General features: G+C 71.1%; 20 protein-coding genes. 11 read left to right on the top strand and 9 right to left on the bottom strand.

The features are described from left to right. Nucleotides 1-177: 177 nt before the first annotated feature. The 6 genes from OG272_RS06985 to OG272_RS07010 all read right to left on the bottom strand — a co-directional run bounded on the left by OG272_RS06985 (nucleotide 178) and on the right by OG272_RS07010 (nucleotide 5,499). Complete coding sequence (locus OG272_RS06985; RefSeq protein WP_326584375.1) at nucleotides 178-372, bottom strand: hypothetical protein; 195 nt, start codon at nucleotides 370-372, stop codon at nucleotides 178-180. Between the two features lie 116 nt (nucleotides 373-488). Next, entirely contained in the window at nucleotides 489-1,358 is an 870-nt protein-coding gene (locus OG272_RS06990; RefSeq protein ID WP_327730772.1) for a phosphatidylinositol-specific phospholipase C/glycerophosphodiester phosphodiesterase family protein, read from the bottom strand. Between the two features lie 182 nt (nucleotides 1,359-1,540). Beyond that, the gene (locus OG272_RS06995) at nucleotides 1,541-2,626 is read right to left on the bottom strand and encodes an acyl-CoA dehydrogenase family protein (RefSeq protein ID WP_327730771.1); all 1,086 of its coding nucleotides are present in this window, start codon (nucleotides 2,624-2,626) and stop codon (nucleotides 1,541-1,543) included. After that, nucleotides 2,623-3,804 carry an acyl-CoA dehydrogenase family protein gene (locus OG272_RS07000; protein ID WP_405892887.1) on the bottom strand — a complete coding sequence of 394 codons (1,182 nt, stop codon included), beginning with the start codon at nucleotides 3,802-3,804 and terminating at the stop codon, nucleotides 2,623-2,625. Before OG272_RS07000 ends, OG272_RS06995 begins: the two co-directional genes overlap by 4 nt. Next, nucleotides 3,801-4,778, bottom strand: a complete 978-nt coding sequence (locus OG272_RS07005; protein ID WP_119581774.1) for an NADPH:quinone oxidoreductase family protein — start codon at nucleotides 4,776-4,778, stop codon at nucleotides 3,801-3,803. Before OG272_RS07005 ends, OG272_RS07000 begins: the two co-directional genes overlap by 4 nt. Nucleotides 4,779-4,902: 124 nt before the next feature. Beyond that, entirely contained in the window at nucleotides 4,903-5,499 is a 597-nt protein-coding gene (locus tag OG272_RS07010) for a helix-turn-helix domain-containing protein (protein WP_405892889.1), read from the bottom strand. Between the two features lie 77 nt (nucleotides 5,500-5,576). Between OG272_RS07010 and OG272_RS07015 the strand changes: the two genes are divergently transcribed. The 5 genes from OG272_RS07015 to OG272_RS07035 all read left to right on the top strand — a co-directional run bounded on the left by OG272_RS07015 (nucleotide 5,577) and on the right by OG272_RS07035 (nucleotide 10,407). Then, the gene (locus OG272_RS07015) at nucleotides 5,577-6,524 is read left to right on the top strand and encodes an NAD(P)/FAD-dependent oxidoreductase (protein ID WP_405892890.1); all 948 of its coding nucleotides are present in this window, start codon (nucleotides 5,577-5,579) and stop codon (nucleotides 6,522-6,524) included. Nucleotides 6,525-6,688: 164 nt separating this feature from the next. Continuing rightward, nucleotides 6,689-8,227, top strand: coding sequence for an ATP-dependent DNA ligase (locus OG272_RS07020; protein WP_405892891.1), 1,539 nt, complete (start codon nucleotides 6,689-6,691; stop codon nucleotides 8,225-8,227). Then, nucleotides 8,224-8,691 carry an NUDIX domain-containing protein gene (locus OG272_RS07025; protein WP_405892892.1) on the top strand — a complete coding sequence of 156 codons (468 nt, stop codon included), beginning with the start codon at nucleotides 8,224-8,226 and terminating at the stop codon, nucleotides 8,689-8,691. The genes OG272_RS07020 and OG272_RS07025 overlap by 4 nt, the downstream gene beginning before the upstream one ends. 68 nt (nucleotides 8,692-8,759) lie before the next feature. Further along, nucleotides 8,760-10,145: an NADP-dependent succinic semialdehyde dehydrogenase gene (locus OG272_RS07030; RefSeq protein ID WP_405892894.1), complete on the top strand. Its 1,386-nt coding sequence runs from the start codon at nucleotides 8,760-8,762 to the stop codon at nucleotides 10,143-10,145. A 25-nt stretch (nucleotides 10,146-10,170) separates the two neighbouring features. Continuing rightward, complete coding sequence (locus OG272_RS07035; protein ID WP_326584366.1) at nucleotides 10,171-10,407, top strand: DUF6213 family protein; 237 nt, start codon at nucleotides 10,171-10,173, stop codon at nucleotides 10,405-10,407. A 22-nt stretch (nucleotides 10,408-10,429) separates the two neighbouring features. On the opposite strand, the gene OG272_RS07040 is transcribed toward OG272_RS07035, so the two are convergent. Together OG272_RS07040 and OG272_RS07045 are read right to left on the bottom strand one after the other, a co-directional pair. Then, nucleotides 10,430-11,092: a transcriptional regulator gene (locus OG272_RS07040; RefSeq protein ID WP_326584365.1), complete on the bottom strand. Its 663-nt coding sequence runs from the start codon at nucleotides 11,090-11,092 to the stop codon at nucleotides 10,430-10,432. Nucleotides 11,093-11,212: 120 nt separating this feature from the next. Beyond that, nucleotides 11,213-12,439 carry an acyl-CoA dehydrogenase family protein gene (locus OG272_RS07045; RefSeq protein WP_326584364.1) on the bottom strand — a complete coding sequence of 409 codons (1,227 nt, stop codon included), beginning with the start codon at nucleotides 12,437-12,439 and terminating at the stop codon, nucleotides 11,213-11,215. A 172-nt stretch (nucleotides 12,440-12,611) separates the two neighbouring features. Between OG272_RS07045 and OG272_RS07050 the strand changes: the two genes are divergently transcribed. Continuing rightward, nucleotides 12,612-13,256: a TetR family transcriptional regulator gene (locus OG272_RS07050; protein WP_326584363.1), complete on the top strand. Its 645-nt coding sequence runs from the start codon at nucleotides 12,612-12,614 to the stop codon at nucleotides 13,254-13,256. A gap of 305 nt (nucleotides 13,257-13,561) precedes the next feature. On the opposite strand, the gene def is transcribed toward OG272_RS07050, so the two are convergent. Beyond that, on the bottom strand, nucleotides 13,562-14,101 hold the full coding sequence (def, locus tag OG272_RS07055) for a peptide deformylase (protein WP_326584362.1): 540 nt from the start codon (nucleotides 14,099-14,101) through the stop codon (nucleotides 13,562-13,564). A gap of 163 nt (nucleotides 14,102-14,264) precedes the next feature. Between def and OG272_RS07060 the strand changes: the two genes are divergently transcribed. The 5 genes from OG272_RS07060 to OG272_RS07080 all read left to right on the top strand — a co-directional run bounded on the left by OG272_RS07060 (nucleotide 14,265) and on the right by OG272_RS07080 (nucleotide 20,404). Then, the gene (locus OG272_RS07060; RefSeq protein ID WP_326584361.1) at nucleotides 14,265-15,503 is read left to right on the top strand and encodes a MurT ligase domain-containing protein; all 1,239 of its coding nucleotides are present in this window, start codon (nucleotides 14,265-14,267) and stop codon (nucleotides 15,501-15,503) included. Between the two features lie 38 nt (nucleotides 15,504-15,541). After that, on the top strand, nucleotides 15,542-16,270 hold the full coding sequence (locus OG272_RS07065) for a glutamine amidotransferase (protein WP_326584360.1): 729 nt from the start codon (nucleotides 15,542-15,544) through the stop codon (nucleotides 16,268-16,270). A gap of 244 nt (nucleotides 16,271-16,514) precedes the next feature. Beyond that, nucleotides 16,515-17,540, top strand: a complete 1,026-nt coding sequence (locus tag OG272_RS07070; RefSeq protein WP_327730765.1) for a 6-phosphofructokinase — start codon at nucleotides 16,515-16,517, stop codon at nucleotides 17,538-17,540. 164 nt (nucleotides 17,541-17,704) lie between these two features. Then, nucleotides 17,705-18,649 carry a cytochrome c oxidase assembly protein gene (locus tag OG272_RS07075; RefSeq protein ID WP_327730764.1) on the top strand — a complete coding sequence of 315 codons (945 nt, stop codon included), beginning with the start codon at nucleotides 17,705-17,707 and terminating at the stop codon, nucleotides 18,647-18,649. A 237-nt stretch (nucleotides 18,650-18,886) separates the two neighbouring features. Next, entirely contained in the window at nucleotides 18,887-20,404 is a 1,518-nt protein-coding gene (locus OG272_RS07080; RefSeq protein WP_405892897.1) for a DUF6777 domain-containing protein, read from the top strand.

The following is a 20,404-nucleotide window of genomic DNA, read 5'->3' on the forward strand; positions in this document are numbered from 1 at the left end:
GGGCTTCTCGCGCGGTTCCCCGCGCCCCTGAAAGACCAGGCCCCTGCGGGCCTCAAAGGCACGGGGCGCAGCCCCGGCTATTCAGGGGCGCGGGGAACCGCGCGACCAGCCCCCACCGGACCCGCACCCGCCGACGCCGCCGCACCCCCGAGCCGTGACGCGCCCCCCGCCCGCACGTCACGGCTTCAGGCTGCTCACGATGTCCGCCGTCGCCGTCAGCCCGTGGTGAATCGTCGGCGCCAGGCTCGTGCCGGCCATGTGGAAGCCGAGCAGCACGCAGATGGCGGCGTGCGAGAACTTCAGCGCACCGTTGCGCAGGAAGATCACCATCAGGATCACGAGCAGCACCACCACAGAGATGGAAATGGCCATCGTCAACCTCCTCCGCCACGCCCGCTTCGCGGTATTCGGCCGCAAGTGTGACGTAGCGGAGGGTTCGCCCGTGCGGCTGACGTGTCCGCCGAACGAGTGGTGTCGACATATCGCGCCTACGCCGACCGGCGGGCGTCCAGGAACGCTTCGAGGCCCGCGAGGTCGTCCGTGTTGAGATGGTCGACGTCGGCCGCGACCAACTCGCCCCACAACGCGTCCCGGGCCGGGCCCGCCAGGTCGGGCGTCGCCCAGAACCGCACCCTCTGCCCGCGTCCGTGCGCCGTCGAGACGATCTGCCGCAGCCTGGCGCGCTCGGCTTCCGGGAACGGACCGACGCCCTGCCAGGTGAAGTTGAGCGTCCAGTTGTCGGAGATCAGCGGGATGAGGGAGGCGGGTGCGGGCGTCGTACTCACGAGGTCGGCGAGCCGGCCGTCGTAGAAGGCGCGCCGCACGCTCTGCGCCTCCATGGGCACCCGGGCGGCCCGGTCCCCGGAGATCACGGCCGTGACCGCCCCCGGATACACACGACCGTGCGCGTACGTCGTGAACAGGTGCCGGTGGCGCCGCAGACGGCGGTCGAGTTCGAGGTACGTCGACGCGCCCTCGGTCTTGATGTCGATGAGCAGTTGGAGCGGCTTGCGGTATCCCCGGTACACCGAACCGTGGTGGGCGCGGACGCGGGCGGCGAGCGGGTCCAGGTAGAGGGATTCGAGGGTACGGCCGGGGTCGAGGTCGGTGGCGTCGTGGGCGACGAGCAGTTGGTCGCCGACGAGGAAGATGTCGGCCTCGACGCTGCCGAAGCGGTGGTCGAGGGCGTCCAGGAGGGGGCGCGGGTGCTCGTAGTCGTTGTGCGCGTGGGCGCGCCACAACGGGCGCGGGCGGTGCTTGCGTTCGCCGGCCAGCGCGGTCGTGGCGGGCAGGGCGACCGCGCCCGCGAGGGCGGCGCCGAAGGTGGTGAGGGCTCTGCGACGGGTGGTGAGGGCCATGCTCTTCCTCCCGGGTGGGCCGGTTGTGGACCCAGCGAGTATGCGAGCCGGAAGGGGCCGATGAGCAGTGTCGTGCGGGGAGTTGGCCGGAGCGCCGTCGTACGTTCACTCGGCCGCCGTGCGCACACGACGAAGCCCGCCCCAGGTGGGGCGGGCTTCGCCTGCTCTTCTCCAGAGGTACGTCAGGGGGCCTGGAGGTCCACCAGTTCGGCCAGGGCCGCCCGGTGGGCACCCGCCGTGCCGTACGCGATCGAGTCGGCCTTCGCCCGCTTCAGATACAGGTGGACCGGGTGTTCCCAGGTCATGCCGATCCCGCCGTGCAGTTGCAGCGCCTCCTCGGCCGCGTGGACGGCCACGGGCGCCGCGAAGGCCTGGGCCACGGCCACCGCGAGGTCGGCGTCCGCACTGCCGGTGGCGAGCTGGTCGGCCGCGTTCCGGGCAGCCGCCCGCAGGTTGACGACCTCCAGCCACAGGTGCGCGAGGCGGTGCTTGAGCGCCTGGAAGCCTCCGACGGGCCGGTTGAACTGCTTGCGCTCCTTCAGGTAGCGGACCGTCTCGGTCAACGTCCACTCCGCGAGGCCGAGTTGCTCGGAGGCGAGGAGACCGGCTCCGGCGCGCAGGGCCCGGCGTACGGCGGGTTCGGCGTCGCCGAGGAGCCGGCCCGGCGCCCCGTCGAACACCACCTTCGCCAGCGGCCGGGTCAGGTCGAGGGACACCTGTGGGGTGACGGTCACGGCCGAGGCGTCGACCGCGTACAGCCCGCCGTCGTCGGCGGGCACCAGCAGGACATCGGCGACGGCCGCGTCCGCGATTCCGGTCAACTCCCCGTGCAGGGCGCCGTCTTCGTACCGTACGACCTTGTAGGCGCTGTCGGCGGGGAGGTTCAGCGCGACCGCGAGGGCGCCGATCCTGCGGCCGGAGGCCAGGTCGCCGAGCAGGTCTCCAGCCTCTCCGGCGTCACCGGCCAGCAGGGCTTCGGTGGCGACGACGGCGCTCGTGAGGAACGGCACCGGGGCGACGGCGCGCCCCAACTCCTCCAGCACGACGGCGACTTCGCGGTGGCCGGCACCCTGGCCGCCCAGTTCCTCGGGGACGAGCAGCCCGGCGAGGCCCATGCCGTCGGCGAGCAGCTTCCACAGTTCCCGGTCGTGCGGGGCGTCCGACTCGACGCGCGCGATCACGCCCGCCGCGTCGCAGTGGTCGGCCAGCAGGTCGCGGACGGCCGCGCGGAGGGCCTCTTCCTCCTCCGAGTACAGCAGGTCGGTCATCGGGCGAGGTCCTTCCAGGCGACGTCCTTGTCGGTGCGCGGCTCACTGGGCAGGCCCAGGACGCGCTCGGCGACGATGTTCAGCAGGACCTCGGTGGTCCCGCCCTCGATGCTGTTGCCCTTGGAGCGGAGGTAGCGGTAGCCGGCGTCACGGCCGACGAAGTCGACCAGCTCGGGGCGCCGCATGCTCCAGTCGTCGTACAACAGGCCCTCCTCGCCCCGGAGTTCGACCTCCAGGCCGCTGATCTCCTGGTTGAGGCGGGCGAAGGCGAGCTTCATGCCGGCGCCCTCGGGGCCGGGCTGTCCGGCGACGAGCTGCTGGCGCAGCCGCTCCGCGGTGAGCCGGGCGGCCTCGGCCTCGACCCAGAGCTTCAACAGCCGCTGGTGGAGGTCGTGGGTGCGCAGTTCGGGACGCTCGCGCCAGGTCTTGGCCACCGGGCCGATCATGCCGCCCTCGCGGGGCAGCCGCATCCCGCCGATGGCGACGCGTTCGTTGTTGAGCGTGGTCTGCGCGACCTTCCAGCCGTCGCCGATCTCGCCGAGGCGGCGGGAGTCCGGGATGCGGACGTCGGTGATGAACACCTCGTTGAACTCGGCCTCGCCGGTGACCTGGCGCAGCGGCCTGACCTCGACGCCCAGGTCGGTCATGTCGCAGATGAAGTAGGTGATGCCGCGGTGCTTGGGCACGTCCGGGTCGGTGCGGGCGATGAGGATGGCCCAGCGGGCGACGTGCGCGCTGGACGTCCACACCTTCTGCCCGTTGACCACCCATGCGCCGCCCTCACGGACGGCCCGCGTGCCCAGCGCGGCCAGGTCGGACCCGGCACCCGGCTCGCTGAAGAGCTGGCACCAGACCTCCTCGCCGGTCCACAGCGGCCGCAGGTACTGGCGCTTCTGCTCCTGCGTGCCGTAGGCGAGGATCGTCGGCGCGGCCATGCCCAGGCCGATGCCGATGCGTCGCGGATCGTTGTCGGGGGCGCCTTCCGCCTCCAGGTCCGCGTCCACCACGGCCTGGAGGGAGCGCGGGGCGCCGAGCCCGCCGAGGCCCTCGGGGTAGTGCACCCAGGCGAGCCCCGCGTCGAAGCGGGCACGCAGGAAGTCCAGGCGGTCGGTGGTGGCGGGCGGGTACGCGGCCAGCAACTCGGCCGTGCGGCGCCTGAGGTCGGCTGCGTCGGTCATGCGGCGGCTCCGTTCTCCAGCGAGGGCACCACGACGACCCGGCCGGTGGTGACGCCGTCCGCGACGCGCTGCACGGCGGCCGCGGCCCCGCCGAGCGGCGTGCGCTCGCTCACCAGCGGCTTGACGACGCCCCGTGCCGCCAGCTCGGTGAGCTGCTCGTGGCAGTGCTGGACCAGCTTCGGGTTCTTGGTGTTGTACAGACCCCAGTGCAGGCCGAGGATCGAGTAGTTCTTGACGAGGGCGTGGTTGAGGCCGGGGCTGGGGATCGTCCCGCTGGCGAAGCCGACGACCACGATGCGTCCCTCGAAGGCGACGACCTTGGTCGACTGCGTGTAGGCCTCGCCGCCCACGGGGTCGTAGATCACGTCCGCACCCCGGCCTCCGGTGGCTTCCTTCACGGCGGAGACGACGTCCTCGCTCCGCCGGTCGACCACCACATCACAGCCCAGTTCCCGGGCCACGGCAGCCTTGTCGGCGCCGCCGACGACGCCGATGACCGTCGCCCCGGCCGCCTTGCCGAGCTGCACGGCCGCGCTGCCGACCCCTCCTGCGGCGGCGTGGACGAGCAAGGTCTCCCCCGCTTCGAGGCGGGCCCGGCGGTGGAGACCGAACCAGCCCGTCTGGTAACCGATGTGCAGGGCCGCAGCCTCGGCGTCGTCCAGCGCCTCGGGCGCGGGCAGCAGCGCGGCGGCGTCCGCGACCGCGTACTCGGCGAGACCGCCGTACGGCAGCGCCGGGTTGGCGATGACCCGGCGGCCGTCCTCGGTCTCACCGCAGATCTCCACGCCCGGGGTGAACGGGAGCGGAGGCCTGACCTGGTAGTGGCCCCGGCACATCAGGACATCGGGGAAGTTGATGTTCGCGGCGCGCACCTTCAGCAGGACCTGGCCGTCACCGGGCGTGGGCCGCTCCACGTCCTGGAGCCGCATCACCTCGCTCGGCTCGCCGTTCTCGTGCACTTGCCATGCCTGCATGCGGTGCCTCCACGGACTGCTTCGGACTTCTTCGTCTGACCCGGGGCCGACTGTCGCATGCATACTAAGCGGTCGCTTGCCCTCCGGGGAACAGTCCGGGGGCGGTCGGGACCAGTAGCGTGCGTCACGGACGCGCGGGCCTGGCCCGTACGTGCATCCGCTCCCCCTGCGGCCCGAACAGACTGAGGAACTCCACCGGCCCCTCCCCCGTCGACCCGAACCAGTGCGGGACCCGGGTGTCGAACTCGGCGGCCTCCCCGGCCACCATCACCACATCATGTTCGCCGAGCACGACACGCAGTTTCCCGGACATCACATACAGCCATTCGTAGCCCTCGTGGACGCGCGGCTCCGGCTCCTGCCGCGACTGGGGCACGAGGACCTTGAAGGCCTGGAGGCCGCCCGGCTGCCGGGTGAGCGGCCAGTACGTCCGCCCGTGCCGCTGGATCGGCTTCGACCGCACCCGCGGGTCGCCGACCGGCGGCTCCCCGATGAGCTCGTCCAACGGCACCTGGTGGGCCCGCGCGATCGGCAGCAGCAGTTCCAGGCTGGGCTTGCGCAGTCCCGACTCCAGCCGCGACAACGTGCTCACCGAGATACCGGTCGCCTCGGACAGGGCCGCGAGCGTCACCTCCCGTTCCTTCCTCAGCCGCCGCAACCGCGGCCCGACCCCGGCGAGGACCTCGTCCGTGCCACCCGTCCGCTCACTCGTGTCACTCATACCGCTATTGCAGTTTCGGCAAAGGCGTTTGTCAATGCGGCACCGCTCGGGCGACCGTCGTCGTGGAGGTGGTCACCATGACCGAGCAGGACGGAACGACCGAGCGGTACGAAGTGATCGTCATCGGCGGCGGCGCGGCGGGGCTCTCCGCCGCCCTGGTCCTCGGCCGGTCCCGGCGCCGGACCCTGGTCGTCGACGCGGGCGAGCCCCGCAACGCGCCCGCCGCACACATGCAGGGCTTTCTGTCGCGGGACGGGATGCCGCCGGCGGAGTTCCTGGCCGTGGGCCGGGAGGAGATCGCCCGGTACGGCGTCGAACTGGTCGAGGGGCGGGCCGTGGACGCGACCCGAAGTGATGACGGCCGGAGCTTCACCGTGACCCTCGCGGACGGCCGAACCGTGCGCGCCCGGCGCCTGGTCGTCGCCACCGGCCTGAGGGACGAGCTGCCGGCCGTCCCCGGCATCGCGGAGCGCTTCGGCAGGGACGTGCTCCACTGCCCGTACTGCCACGGCTGGGAGGTCCGCGACGAGCCCTTCGGCGTCCTCGCCACGACCCCGATGAGCGTCCACCAGGCCCTGATCGTCTCCCAGTGGTCCAAGGACGTGACCCTCTTCCTGCACACTGTCGCCGAGAGCGACCTCTCCGACGACGACCTGCGCCGCCTCGCCGCCGCCGGGGTCCCGGTGGTCCCGGGCGAGGTCGAGGGCCTGCTCGTCACCGACGACCGCCTCACCGGGGTCCGGCTCACCGACGGCACCGCATACGCCCGCTCGGTGCTCTTCACGGCCCCTCGCCCGATCCCGCGGACGAGCCTGCTGGAGAAGCTGGGCGCCGCCCTCGACGAGACCCCGTTCGGCACATACCCCGTGGTCGACCCGACCGGCCTGACCACCGTCCCCGGCGTCTGGGCGGTCGGCAACGCCATGGGCTTCTCCGAACAGGTGATCAACGCGGCTTCCTCCGGCTACCGAGCGGGAGCGACGATCAACGGAGAACTCCTGATGACGGACCTGGACGCGACATGATCGATCGGCCGCCCGAAGGGGCGCGGGGAACTGCGCGACAAGTCACGACGCGCCCGCACCCGCACCCGCACCCGCACCCGCCACGGCACACGCACCCCCGCCCCCCTAGGCGTCCGACAGTCGTCCGATAGGCGTCCGGCGATCCCCCGTAGGACCATGGCCCCATGCTGTTCGCCCGGCTGGCCCATGTGTCCCAAGAGGTCGCCACCACCTCGGCCCGCTCACGAAAGACCGCGCTGCTCGCCGAACTCTTCCGGGACGCCGACCCGGCGGACGTCCCGATCGTCATCCCGTACCTCGCGGGCCGGCTGCCCCAGGGCCGGCTCGGCATCGGCTGGAAGGTTCTGAACCAGCAGATCCCGCCGGCCACGACCCCGACCCTCACCGTCCGCGAGGTGGACGCCCGGCTGACGGCGATCGGCGCTGTCACCGGCGCCGGCTCACAGGCCGAACGCAGGCGCCTGGTCGGCGCGTTGCTGGCGGCGGCCACCGAGGACGAACAGCGGTATCTGTTCGGCCTGCTCACCGGTGAGGTCCGCCAGGGCGCCCTGGACGCGGTCGCCGTGGAGGGGCTGGCCGGGGCCACCGGGGCGCCCGCAGCCGACGTACGGCGGGCGGTGATGCTCGCCGGCTCGCTGCAGTCCGTGGCACAGGCCCTGCTGGCGGAGGGACCGTCGGCCCTCGAAGGGTTCCGGCTCACCGTCGGGCAGCCCGTCCTGCCGATGCTGGCGCACAGCGCGACCTCCGTCGAGGAGGCCGTGGCGAAACTGGGCGTGTGCGCGGTCGAGGAGAAGCTGGACGGCATCCGCGTACAGGTCCACCGCGACGGCGACGACGTACGCCTCTACACCCGCACCCTGGACGACATCACCGACCGGCTGCCCGAACTCACCTCCGCCGCACGGGAGTTGCGGGGCGAGCGGTTCATCCTGGACGGGGAGGTGATCGCGTTCGACGAAACCGGGCGGCCGCGTTCCTTCCAGGAGACCGCCGGGCGGGTCGGCTCACGACTGGACGTGACGACGGCGGCCCGGCAGGTGCCCGTCTCCCCGGTCTTCTTCGACGCGCTGTCCGTGGACGGCCAGGACCTCCTCGACCTGCCCCTCACCGACCGCCACACCGAACTGGCCCGGCTCGTCCCCGAGCCGATCCGGGTCCGGCGCACCCTGGTGAACGGCCCCGGCGACCTCGCCGAGGCCGAACGATTCCTCGCCGGCACCCTGGAACGCGGCCACGAAGGGGTCGTACTGAAGGCCCTCGACGCCCCCTACAGCGCGGGCCGCCGCGGGGCGTCCTGGCTGAAGGTCAAGCCCGTGCACACCCTCGATCTGGTGGTCCTGGCCGCCGAGTGGGGCCACGGCCGCCGCACCGGCAAGCTCTCCAACCTCCACCTCGGCGCCCGTGCGGCCGACGGCTCCTTCGCGATGCTGGGCAAGACCTTCAAGGGCATGACCGACGCGCTGCTGAGCTGGCAGACCGAGCGGCTCACGGAGCTGGCCGTGCGGGAGCACGGCTGGGGCGTGACCGTACGCCCCGAACTCGTCGTCGAGATCGCCTACGACGGCCTGCAGCGCTCCACCCGCTACCCGGCCGGCGTCACCCTCCGATTCGCCCGCGTGATCCGCTACCGCGAGGACAAGACACCGGCGGAAGCCGATACGGTCGAGACCCTGCTCGCCGCACACCCCGAGGTGACCCGTTGACCACCCCCAAGCGCAGTGCCGGACTGCTGCTCCACCGCCGCACCGAGGACGGCGTCGAGGTCCTGCTCGGCCATATGGGCGGCCCGTTCTTCGCGCACAAGGACGCGGGGGCCTGGAGCGTGCCCAAGGGCGAGTACGAACCGGACGAGCCCGCCTGGGACGCGGCCCGTCGGGAGTTCCAGGAGGAGCTGGGGCTGGCACCGCCCGAGGGGGAGGCCGTACCGCTGGGCGTGGTGCGGCAGGCGAACGGCAAGCTCGTCACGGCCTGGGCCATCGAGGCGGACCTCGACCCGGCGACCGTCGTGCCGGGCACCTTCCGGATGGAGTGGCCGCCGAAATCGGGGCAGATCCAGGAGTTCCCGGAGCTGGACCGCGTGGAGTGGCTCACCGTCGAACGGGCCCGGGCCGTGATCGTCCCGGCCCAGGCGGAGTTTCTCGACCGTCTCCTGGAGCACTCGGCCTGAGGGGTCCGCGTTGCGGCATGCGCCGTCGCGCGGGAAGGTCGAAGGACAGCCCACGCAGGAGGCCAGACATGCCCATCGCCACGGTCAACCCGGCGAACGGCGAGACGCTCAAGACGTACGACGCCCTGGGCGAGGAGGAGATCGAGCGCCGCCTCGCCACCGCCGACACCACCTTCCGTACCTACCGGACCACGTCCCCGGCGGAACGCGCCCGGCTGATGCACAGGGCCGCCGACCTCCTCGACGAGGACACGGAGGACGTCGCCCGGGTGATGACCACGGAGATGGGCAAACCGGTCAAGCAGGCCCGCGCCGAGGCCGCCAAGTGCGCCAAGGCGATGCGCTGGTACGCCGACCACGCCGAGGTGCTGCTCACCGACGTGGAGCCGTCGGACGCGGACGTGAAGGACTCCGGCGCGTCCCGCGTCCTGGTCCGCTACCGGCCGCTCGGCCCGGTGCTCGCCGTGATGCCGTGGAACTTCCCGCTCTGGCAGGTGATCCGCTTCGCCGCGCCCGCGCTGATGGCCGGCAACGTGGGCCTGCTCAAGCACGCCTCCAACGTCCCGCAGACCGCGCTCTACCTGGAGGACCTCTTCCGCCGGGCGGGCTTCCCCGAGGGCTGCTTCCAGACCCTGCTCGTCGGCTCCGGCGCCATCGAGGACATCCTGCGCGACCCGCGCGTGAAGGCGGCCACCCTCACCGGCAGCGAGCCCGCCGGCCGGGCCGTCGCCTCGGTCGCCGGGGACGAGGTCAAGAAGACGGTCCTGGAACTGGGCGGCAGCGACCCGTACGTCGTGCTGCCGTCCGCCGACATCGACCGGGCCGCCCGGGTCGCCGTGACGGCCCGGGTGCAGAACACCGGGCAGTCGTGCATCGCCGCCAAGCGGTTCATCGTGCACACCGACGTGTACGACGCCTTCGCCGAGCGGTTCGTCGAGGCCATGAAGGCGCTCAAGGTCGGCGACCCGCTGGACGAGGACACCGACGTCGGCCCGCTCTCCAGCGAGCGGGGACGCGAGGATCTGGAGGAGCTGGTCGACGAGGCCGTGGAGAGCGGCGCGACCGTCCTGTGCGGCGCCGAACGCCCCGACGGGCCCGGCTGGTTCTACCCGCCCACAGTCCTCGCCGACATCACGCCCGAGATGCGCGTCCACCACGAGGAGACCTTCGGCCCGGTCGCCACGCTGTACCGGGTCGCCGACCTCGACGAAGCGATCGCGATCGCCAACGACACGCCCTTCGGGCTCAGCTCCAACGTGTGGACCCGGGACGCCGCCGAGGTCGACCGCTTCGTCCGGGACCTCGACGCCGGAGCGGTCTACGTCAACGGGATGACCGCCTCCCACCCGGCGTTCCCGTTCGGCGGGGTCAAGCGGTCCGGATACGGACGTGAGCTGTCCGGACACGGAATCCGGGAGTTCTGCAACATCACCACCGTATGGCACGGGGCGTGAGCGTTCCGCGACTACCATCCCCGTTGTGAACCGCGAAGTGACTCTGCCTCTGATCGTCGACGACCGCGGGACCCTGCAGGTGGCCGCGGCCGATGTGAGCAAGCTGCTGCGGACGGTGGGCGGACGATGGCTGCACCTCGTGGAGGCGGGTGAGGAACTCGACGAGGACACGGTGGCGGCGCTGACGATCGAGCTGGCGAAGTTGGCGGACCGGATCGACGTGGCGTGCATCGCCCACAGCAGTGGAGCGGCATCGGGTTGAGAGTCGGCCGTTCCCCGTGCCCCTACAGCGACGCGAGTGTGTGCCAGAACATCGATTCGTAGCTCTGCAGCAGGCGGCCATGACGGACGGCGAGATGGCCGTCGATCCGTCCGGTGTCCAGTCCCGCCTGTACCGCCGCCCTCGCCCTCTCCTCCAGTTCCGGTGACGGTTCGGCGAAGAGGTCGAAGAAGGCGCAGGCTTCGTCGGTGAAGGCGTGGTGATGGCGGAGGGCCTTCGCGATGGTCGCGCAATAGCCGCCCCAGGAAGCGAAGTTGGCGCTCAGGACGAGTACCACGTCGGCCGGGGACTCGCCGAGCGCGAGGCGGGCGACGTACGACGGGTAGGCCTGACAGCCCGGGAGGGGCTCGTACGCGGCCGCCCGCTCCTCGTCCACACCGCACGCCTCCGCGTACGCCACGAGCCGCTCCGCCGCCACCGCCTCCCCTTCCGCGAGCATCTCGAAGAAGGGGGCACTCGCCGGTTCCTCGGTCGCCGACCGCTCGGCCAGATGGCGGAAGGAACGCAGGTCGGCGGCGATGACGACACGCTGTTCCATGGCCAGCGCGGCAAGGGTGTCGAGACCGGCCGCACCGGAGGTGATCAAGGGCAGCAGAGGGTTGGCGTCGGGGGCCGGGGCGAGGGTCGCGGTGGTGCTCTCCAGCAGTCGTACGGCCGTGCGCGTCATCGAGGGCTCCCGTCCGTTCGCGCCTGTGTCGCCGCCGATCGGTGCCCCGCCAGGGGCGCGCGGAACTGCGCGAGCAAACACAACACTCCCGCAGTCCGGATCGCACGGCACCCCACGACGCTACCGAATGGGCATCCCCGACAGGGTCCGGGCGATCACCAGCCGCTGCACCTCGCTCGTACCCTCGAAGATCGTGTAGATGGCCGCGTCCCGGTGCATCCGCTCCACCGGGTACTCCCGGGTGTAGCCGTTGCCACCCAGGATCTGGATGGCCTGCGCCGTGACCTTCTTCGCCGTCTCACTCGCGAAGAGCTTCGACTGGGACCCCTCGGCGGCGGTGAACTGCTTCCCGTTGATCGCCATCCAGGACGCACGCCACACCAGCAGTCGCGCCGCGTCCACGGACGTCCGCATGTCCGCGATCTGGAAGGCGACGCCCTGGTTGTCGATGATGGGCCGCCCGAACTGCTCACGGGTCTTGGCGTAGTCGAGGGCGACCTCGTACGCGGCACGGGCGGTGCCCACGGCCATGGCCCCCACGGCCGGGCGGGACGCCTCGAACGTGGCCATCGCCGCGTTCTTCACCCTCTCACCGCCGGCCTTCGCCCGCTCGCGGGCCCGCGCCAGACGCTCGTCGAGCTTCTCCTTGCCGCCGAGCAGGCAGGAGCCGGGGATCCGCGCGTCCTCCAGGACGACCTCGGCGGTGTGGGAGGCGCGGATGCCGTGCTTCTTGAACTTCTGGCCCTGGGACAGGCCGGGCGTGTTCGGCGGGACGATGAAGGACGCGTGGCCCTTGGAGCCGAGCTCGGGGTCGACCACGGCGACGACGACGTGGACGTTGGCGATGCCGCCGTTGGTCGCCCAGGTCTTCGTGCCGTTGAGGACCCACTCGTCCTTGGCCTCGTCGTACACGGCACGGGTGCGCATCGAGGCGACGTCGGAACCGGCGTCGGGCTCGGAGGAGCAGAACGCGGCGACCTTGACGTCGTTGGCGTCGCCGTACATCTGGGGGATCCAGGTGCCGATCTGCTCCTCGGTACCGTTGGCGAGGACACCCACGGCGGCCAGGCCGGTGCCGACGATGGAGAGGGCGATGCCCGCGTCGCCCCAGAACAGCTCCTCCATCGCCATGGGGATGCCGAGGCCGGTGGGGTCGAAGTACTGCTGGGCGTAGAAGTCGAGGGAGTAGATACCGACCTTGGCGGCCTCCTGGATCACCGGCCAGGGGGTCTCCTCGCGCTCGTCCCACTCGGCTGCCGCGGGGCGGATCACATCGGCGGCGAACCCGTGGAGCCAGTCGCGGACCTCTCGCTGTTCCTCGTTGAGTTCCATCGTGAACTCGGCCATGACGCGCCTCCAGCACTGCACTAAGATGTTACCTACGGTAACTTGAGTCTGTTACCGGTCGGTAGGAAAAGTCAACTCCCGAGCCCGGCTCGGCAACCCGTTCGATCGGGCCGTACCAATCAGTGTTAGTTTGCGCAGGCGTCACCGTCATCAGCATGTGGGGGAGAGACTCATGGACACCACGCAGCGGACCGACCAGGAGCGGTCCGCCGATCGCCGTCGGCGCGAGCTGCTGGAGGCCGCGGACCGAGTCGTGCTCCGCGACGGACCAGGAGCGTCGATGAACGCCATCGCCGCCGAAGCCGGCATCACCAAGCCGATTCTCTATCGCCACTTCGGCGACAAGGGCGGACTCTACGCCGCCCTCGCCCAGCGCCACACCGACGCCCTCCTCGACTCCCTGCGGGCCGCCCTGGACGCCCCGGCGGAGCGCCGCGAACGCGTCGAGGCGACCCTCGACACCTATCTGGCGGCCATCGAGGCCCGTCCCCAGGTGTACCGCTTCCTGATGCACCCCGCCGAGGGCGGCCAGCCCGGCGACCACGGCTTCGACGTCGGCAAGCACTCCGCCCCCCTCCTGCGCCGTATGGGCGAGGAACTCGGCAGGGTCATAGAGGACCGCCTCGACCTCGGCCCCGACAGCCGCCGGCTCGCCCGCGTCTGGGGCCACGGCATCGTAGGCATGATGCACGCGGCGGGAGACTGGTGGCTCGGCGAACGCCCCTGCACGCGGGCAGAGTTGGTCCACTGCCTGGCAGACCTGCTCTGGGGCCGCCTGGCGGCCGCGGGGGACAAGGTGGGCGGCCCGGGGTTCTAGGGCGTGTTTCGGAAGTCCCTTCGTCGCCCGAAGGGCGGCTCTGCGGCGTCCGGTGCGTGCTCTCGGCGCGCCGGACGAAAGGCCTCGTACTGGGCGTACTTGGCCTTTCGTCCGGTGCGGCGGTGGGAGTCCCTCCCGCTCGAGCGGAGCCGAGAGTAAGAAAGCGTGCCGGGCGTCGCAGAGCAGAAGGGACTTCCGAAGCACGCCCTAGCGGGTTCTTTCTCACGGCGGGTGGGGATCGCGCCCCGGAAGGGGCGCGGGGAACCGCGCGAGCGGCCACGACGATCCCGCGGCCGCCACACGGCTCACCGCCCCCACGGCGCCTTCGCGACCTTCCGCATCACCCGGGAGCGACGCCACCCCGAAAGCCGGTCCACATACACCTGGCCCTCGAGGTGATCACACTCATGCTGAAGGCACCGCGCGAAGAACCCGCTCCCCCACACCCGCACCCGATCGCCGTCGACCGTGAACCCCTCCACCACGGCCTCGTCGTACCGCTCCACCCCCGCCTCCAGGCCGGGCAGCGACAGACACCCCTCGGGCCCCCGCAGTATGATCCCCTCCGTCGAGACGAGCCGCGGGTTCACCACGTGGCCGAGATGGCGCACCTCCTCGTCGTCCGGACAGTCGTATACGAACACCCGAAGCCGCCGGCCCACCTGGTTCGCGGCGAGCCCCACACCCCGCGCGTCGTACATCGTCGCGAACATGTCCTCCACAAGCCGCACCAGTTCGGGCCCGAATTCCGTCACCTCTTCACAGGGTGCCTGCAATACGGGGTCCCCGAGCAGTGACATGGGGAGAACGCGCCCTCGGGCGCCGGGAATCGAGCCGCTTCGCATGGCCGCAAGGGTACGTTCAGACCCGATATCGCCGGTCCGGCCGGTGCGACGTCACGTGCGACGGCCGGACGAGATTCGGGCGCGTGAGTGGATCTCGATAGGCTTCGGTCCACACGTTGCCGGGACTGGGCGCGGCGCTGTACGCAAGGAGGATCGAGAACTGATGGCAGGCAACTCGGACCCGCTCACGCCGCGGGCCAAGCTGGCCGTGACGGCGGGCAAGGCGGTCGCGGCGGCATCGCGTGCCGCGGGGCGCGGTAGCGGATCTGTGATCGGCGGCCGGGTGGCACTCAAACTCGACCCCGACCTCCTCGCCCGGCTCGCACAGAGCCTGGACGTCGTCCTGGTCTCGGCCACCAACGGCAAGACCACCACGACCCGGCTGATCGCCGAGGCGCTGCGGGCCGCGGGCCCCGTCGTCTCGAACGCGCTCGGCGCCAACATGCCCGCGGGCATCACCTCGGCCCTCGCCGGGAACTCGGACTCCAAGTTCGCGGTCATCGAGGTCGACGAGAAGTACCTCGCCGGTGTCGCGCGGGACACCGACCCCAAGTGCATCGCACTGCTCAACCTCTCCCGCGACCAGCTCGACCGCGCCGCCGAGACCCGCATGATGGCGGAGGCGTGGCGGGAGGGCCTGGCCGGCACCAAGGCCGTCGTCGTCGCCAACTGCGACGACCCGCTGATCGTGTGGGCAGCCTCGTCGTCCCCGAACGTGATCTGGGTCGCGGTCGGCCAGATGTGGAAAGACGACGCCTGGTCCTGCCCGTCCTGCGGCGGTGTGATGCAGCGGCCCGGCGACGACTGGTTCTGCGGCGAGTGCGGTTTCCGCCGCCCCACGCCGAGCTGGGCCCTCTCCGGTGACCACGTCCTCGACCCGCACGGTTCGGCCTGGCCGATCCATCTCCAGCTGCCGGGCCGCGCCAACAAGGCCAACGCCGCCTCCTCGGCCGCCACCGCCGCCGTCTTCGGTGTACCGCCGCAGGTCGCCCTGGAACGCATGTACCAGGTCCAGGCGGTGGCCGGTCGGTACGACGTGGTGCAGTTCATGGAGCGCGATCTGCGGCTGCTGCTCGCCAAGAACCCGGCGGGCTGGCTGGAGACGTTCTCGCTGATCGACCCGCCGCCCTCGCCGGTGATCCTGTCGGTGAACGCGCGCGGCGCCGACGGCACCGACACGTCCTGGCTGTGGGACGTCGACTACACGCGGCTGACCGGCCACCCGATCTTCGTGCTCGGCGACCGCAAGCTCGACCTGGCGGTGCGGCTGGAGGTCGCGGGCCAGCACTTCCAGGTCTGTGACACCCTCGACCAGGCGGTGCAGATGTGCCCGCCGGGGCGGATCGAGGTCATCGCCAACTACACCGCGTTCCAGGACCTGCGCCGCCGCGTGGGCAACTGAGCGTCCGACCACGAACGACTCTGAGGGGCACTGACTTCATGAGTGACAACAGCCTGCGGATCGTCTGGGTCTACCCGGACCTGCTCAGCACCTACGGCGACCAGGGCAACGTCCTCGTCGTCGAGCGCAGGGCGCGCCAGCGCGGCCTGGACGTGGCCCGGCTGGACGTGCGCAGCGACCAGCCGATCCCCACCTCCGGCGACATCTACCTGATCGGCGGCGGCGAGGACCGGCCGCAGCGGCTGGCCGCCGAGCGGCTGCGCCGCGACCGGCATCTGTACCAGGCGGTGAACAACGGCGCGATCGTCTTCGCGGTCTGCGCCGGCTACCAGATCCTCGGCCACGAGTTCGTCAACGACCTCGGCCAGCGCGAGCCGGGCCTCGGCCTGCTCGACGTGACCACGACCCGCGGCGAGGGCGAGCGGTGCGTCGGCGATGTCCTCGGGGACATCGACCCGCGTCTCGGGCTGCCCCAGCTGACCGGGTTCGAGAACCACCAGGGCGTCACCCACCTCGGCCCCACCGCCCGCGCGCTCGCACAGGTGCGGCTCGGCAAGGGCAACGGCACGGGCGACGGCACGGAGGGCGCGTACAACGACACCGTGTTCGGCACGTACATGCACGGGCCGGTGCTGGCGCGGAACCCGCAGATCGCGGACCTGCTGCTGAAGCTGGCACTGGACGTGAACGCGCTGCCGCCGACCGACGACCGCTGGTTCGAGGCACTGCGGGGCGAGCGCATCTCGGCGGCCCAGCAGCCCGCGTAGGCCGTACGGCAGGAAGCCGAGGCGCCTGAGAAACGGTTCCTCAGTGCCCGTACGAAAGCCCGTCTGACAGCCCCCGCGCTCACGTGTGAAAGCCCGTCTGACCAGGGCTCCGCTCACCTGTGCGGGGCCGTCCAGCAGGCGGACGCCCGCTACGGCCCCGCCCCCTGCCGCCGGTAGGGTGGCGGGGATTCCAGCCGGACAACGTGGTCCGGTCCCCGGCCCACGTGGAGAAGGTATTCGGGCTATGCGCATTGGTGTCCTCACGTCCGGCGGCGACTGCCCCGGGCTGAACGCCGTCATCCGGTCCGTCGTGCACCGTGCCGTCGTCGACCACGGCGACGAGGTCATCGGCTTCCGGGACGGCTGGAAAGGTCTCCTGGACTGCGACTACCTCAAGCTCGACCTGGACGCGGTGGCGGGCATCCTGGCCCGCGGCGGCACGATTCTCGGCTCCTCCCGGGTCCAGCCGTCGCATCTGCGGGACGGGGTGGCGCGGGCGAAGGGCCATGTCGAGGAGCTCGGCCTCGACGCGATCATCCCCATCGGCGGTGAGGGCACGCTCAAGGCGGCCCGGCTGATGTCGGACAACGGCCTGCCGATCGTGGGTGTGCCGAAGACCATCGACAACGACATCGCGGTCACGGACGTCACGTTCGGCTTCGACACGGCCGTGGGGGTCGCCACGGAGGCCCTGGACCGGCTGAAGACCACCGCCGAGTCCCACCAGCGGGTCCTGGTGGTGGAGGTCATGGGCCGCCACACCGGCTGGATCGCGCTGCACTCCGGCATGGCGGCCGGCGCCCACGCCATCGTCGTACCGGAACGCCCCTTCGACATCGACGAGTTGGCCACGAAGGTCGCCGAGCGGTTCTCGGCGGGCAAGCGGTTCGCGATCGTGGTGGCGGCGGAGGGGGCCAAGCCGAAGGCCGGGTCCATGGAGTTCGACGAGGGCGGCAAGGACATCTACGGGCACGAGCGGTTCGCCGGGATCGCTCGGCAGCTCTCCGTCGAACTGGAGACGCGGCTCGGGAAAGAGGCACGGCCGGTGATCCTCGGGCATGTGCAGCGGGGTGGTACGCCGACCGCCTACGACCGGGTGCTGGCGACCCGGTTCGGGTGGCATGCGGTGGAGGCCGTGCACCGGGGTGAGTTCGGGAAGATGACCGCACTTCGGGGGACGGACATCGTGATGGTGCCGCTGGCCGAGGCCGTGGAGACGTTGAAGACGGTGCCGCAGGAGCGGTACGCCGAAGCGGAGTGCGTGCTCTAGCCGGTGGGGCGAGTGCGGGTGGCTGTGGCTGGTCGCGCGGTTCGCCGCACCCCTGAGGTCGGCTGAGGTCGGCTGCCGTGCCTCCGGTCATGATCGTGACCGGGGGCGGTTCTAGTCTGGGGGCGGACAGACAGCACAACCCCCCACGAAGCAGGAGCCGGCGGATGGATCACAGCGGGCACGGTATGGGGCTTTTGCCCTTCACCCTCGGGCGGGGACTCGCGTGGTCGGCCGACCCGTTCTTCCTCGTCGCCTGCCTGGTGGCCCTCGCTCTCTACGGCTGGGGAGTCACGCGGCTCGTACGCCGCGGCGACAAGTGGCCCGTCGGGCGGACCGTCGCATTCGTCGTCGGTGTGCTGCTGGTGCTGCTGGTGACGTGTACCGGGCTGAACGACTACGGCATGGTCATGTTCAGCGTGCACATGGTGCAGCACATGGTGATCAGCATGCTGGCGCCGATCGTGCTGCTGCTGGGGGCGCCGATGACCTTGGCGTTGCGGGCGCTGCCGGTGGCGGGGAAGGGCCGGAAGGGGCCGCGTGAGCTGCTGCTGATGTTCCTGCACAGCTGGTACATGAAGATCGTCACGCATCCGGCGTTCACGATCCCGATGTTCATCGCGAGCCTGTACGGCCTCTACTTCACGCCGATCTTCGACTTCCTGATGGGGTCGACGCCGGGGCACATCGTGATGATGACGCACTTCCTGATGGTCGGGCTGTTCTTCTTCTGGCCGATCATGGGCGTGGATCCGGGGCCGCACCGGCCCGGTTATCTGATGCGGATGCTGGAACTGTTCGCCGGCATGCCGTTCCACGCGTTCTTCGGCATCGCGCTGATGATGGCGTCCGCGCCCATGGTGAAGACGTACGAGAACCCGCCCGCCTCCCTCGGCATCGACGCGCTGGCCGACCAGAACGCGGCCGGCGGCATCGCCTGGGCGTTCAGCGAGATCCCCTCGGTGCTGGTGCTGCTCGCGCTGCTCTTCCAGTGGTACGGCTCCGAGCAGCGGCAGGCCCGGCGCTCGGACCGCGCGGCCGACCGGGACGGCGACAAGGAACTCGAGGCGTACAACGCCTATCTCGCCTCACTCGACGCACGTAGCCGCTGAGCCCCCTTTCTTTTCCGTGCCCTCATTCCCGTGTTTGGCCACACGACCGCACTCCTCTCTTTTTCCCTTGACCGAAAGGCTTTGCCCTTCAGTAGCATGATGCGTGAGCCCCGCGTCCGCTCTGCGGGGTGACGGGGGAAACCGCCGGGGGGAGCGGTCATGACAATTCACGCATGCTTGCGAACATGTTTACGAAAAGCGGGGAAATCCGCTGCCCGGAGGATCGCCGTCCTGCTGGTGGGCACGGTGATCCTGAGCGGGTGCGGTGATTCGGCTCCGTCACTGCTCGCGGTGAAGGCGGTGGCCGCCGGGGTACCGTCCCTCGCCCCCTTCTTCGACGAGGGCGAACAGCTGGGCCGGGACGAGCCCGACCTCACGTCCCTGGAGCCGCACAGCGGTCTGCAGCAGGGCAACACTCCCGGCCTGTACGGGGGCACGCAGAAGCCGAAGGTCTGCGACGTGCGCAAGCTGGAGAAATTCCTCACCGCTCCGGAGAACAAGAAAAAGGCTCAGGAATGGGCCCGGATCGCCGAGGTCGATGTCGACGGAATCGGAAATCATCTCGACGAACTCACACCCGTTCTCCTGCGCCACGACACCCTCGTGAAGAACCACGACTACAAGAAGGGCAGGGCCGTCCCCTTCGACGCGCTGCTGGAATCCGGTATCGCGGTATTGGTCGACGATCAGGGCCTGCCCGCCGTGAAGTGCAGCTGCGGAAATCCGCTGCGCGCGTTCGACGAGAACCCGGACCGCATCGAGGTGGAGTTCACCGGCGACAACCAGGAGTGGGAGGGCTACGACGAGTCCGCGGTGGTCGTCGTCAAGCCCGCGCCCGAGCGGCTCGAGGAGATCAAGCTCGTCGACGTCGAGGACCCGGACCAGGGCATCAGCCGGAAGGTCGGCAGCACGGGCGAGTCCGACACGACGTTCGACACGCGTGCGCGGCAGGCCGTGCCGAAGGTGCGCGGGATGACCTTCGGCGAGGCCAGTGCGGCCCTGGCGGACAAGGGCCTGGCGGTGACGGTCGCCGGGGACGAGATGCCGCCGGGGGACGCGCCGGTGACCGGGTCGAACCCCGGGCCGGGCACCGAGCTGGGGTTCGGCACCGCGGTGGCGCTGCACGTGGACTGGCCGGGCCGGACCGCCGAGGAGAGCACCGAGGAGCGCACCGACGACCCGGGATCCGGGCCGGGGTCCGGCTCGGGCGGCGGGTCGGGCTCGGACTCCGGCTCCACGGGGACGGAGACGGGGACGGGTCCGGGGCCGACCGAGCCCTCGGAGACGGAACGCTCGTCGTCGGGTGGATCGCCGTCGGAGAGCGGATCGACGCCGACGGACCGGAACACGCCCCCCTCGGGCGGGCAGTCCTCCCCCACGGACGGCGGACCGTCGCCCACGGAGTCGACCACTCCCCCGTCGACGGGTGGCACATCACCGGCACCGTCACCGTCCAGGTCCCCCGAGCAGCCGTCACCGGACCCCACTCCCACGTCCACGCCCACCCTTCCGTCGACCCCTCCCAGCCCGTCCAGGTCGACCAGGCCCCCGACGACGCCCGCCCCCGACCCCACCCCACCGGAGGACAGCGGTCCGCCCGGCGACACCCCGACGGCACACGATCCCGATCCGACCGGTGATCCGCCGTCCGACGACCCGGGCGACCCGGGGGCCTCAGGGGATCCGAGCGGTTCGGGGGATCCGGGAGACCCGGGCGATCCCGTCGAGGACCCGGCCCAGCCCGTATGGATCTGA

It is taken from the genome of Streptomyces sp. NBC_00104, assembly GCF_045160825.1.
In the GTDB taxonomy this organism is placed as follows: Bacteria; Actinomycetota; Actinomycetes; order Streptomycetales; family Streptomycetaceae; genus Streptomyces.

Coding starts and splice junctions, on each gene's coding strand:
- OG272_RS06985 (WP_326584375.1), bottom strand. CDS start 372: ATGGCCATTTCCATCTCTGTGGTGGTGCTGCTCGTGATCCTGATGGTG.
- OG272_RS06990 (WP_327730772.1), bottom strand. CDS start 1,358: ATGGCCCTCACCACCCGTCGCAGAGCCCTCACCACCTTCGGCGCCGCC.
- OG272_RS06995 (WP_327730771.1), bottom strand. CDS start 2,626: ATGACCGACCTGCTGTACTCGGAGGAGGAAGAGGCCCTCCGCGCGGCC.
- OG272_RS07000 (WP_405892887.1), bottom strand. CDS start 3,804: ATGACCGACGCAGCCGACCTCAGGCGCCGCACGGCCGAGTTGCTGGCC.
- OG272_RS07005 (WP_119581774.1), bottom strand. CDS start 4,778: ATGCAGGCATGGCAAGTGCACGAGAACGGCGAGCCGAGCGAGGTGATG.
- OG272_RS07010 (WP_405892889.1), bottom strand. CDS start 5,499: ATGAGTGACACGAGTGAGCGGACGGGTGGCACGGACGAGGTCCTCGCC.
- OG272_RS07015 (WP_405892890.1), top strand. CDS start 5,577: ATGACCGAGCAGGACGGAACGACCGAGCGGTACGAAGTGATCGTCATC.
- OG272_RS07020 (WP_405892891.1), top strand. CDS start 6,689: ATGCTGTTCGCCCGGCTGGCCCATGTGTCCCAAGAGGTCGCCACCACC.
- OG272_RS07030 (WP_405892894.1), top strand. CDS start 8,760: ATGCCCATCGCCACGGTCAACCCGGCGAACGGCGAGACGCTCAAGACG.
- OG272_RS07040 (WP_326584365.1), bottom strand. CDS start 11,092: ATGACGCGCACGGCCGTACGACTGCTGGAGAGCACCACCGCGACCCTC.
- OG272_RS07045 (WP_326584364.1), bottom strand. CDS start 12,439: ATGGCCGAGTTCACGATGGAACTCAACGAGGAACAGCGAGAGGTCCGC.
- OG272_RS07050 (WP_326584363.1), top strand. CDS start 12,612: ATGGACACCACGCAGCGGACCGACCAGGAGCGGTCCGCCGATCGCCGT.
- def (WP_326584362.1), bottom strand. CDS start 14,101: ATGCGAAGCGGCTCGATTCCCGGCGCCCGAGGGCGCGTTCTCCCCATG.
- OG272_RS07060 (WP_326584361.1), top strand. CDS start 14,265: ATGGCAGGCAACTCGGACCCGCTCACGCCGCGGGCCAAGCTGGCCGTG.
- OG272_RS07065 (WP_326584360.1), top strand. CDS start 15,542: ATGAGTGACAACAGCCTGCGGATCGTCTGGGTCTACCCGGACCTGCTC.
- OG272_RS07070 (WP_327730765.1), top strand. CDS start 16,515: ATGCGCATTGGTGTCCTCACGTCCGGCGGCGACTGCCCCGGGCTGAAC.
- OG272_RS07075 (WP_327730764.1), top strand. CDS start 17,705: ATGGATCACAGCGGGCACGGTATGGGGCTTTTGCCCTTCACCCTCGGG.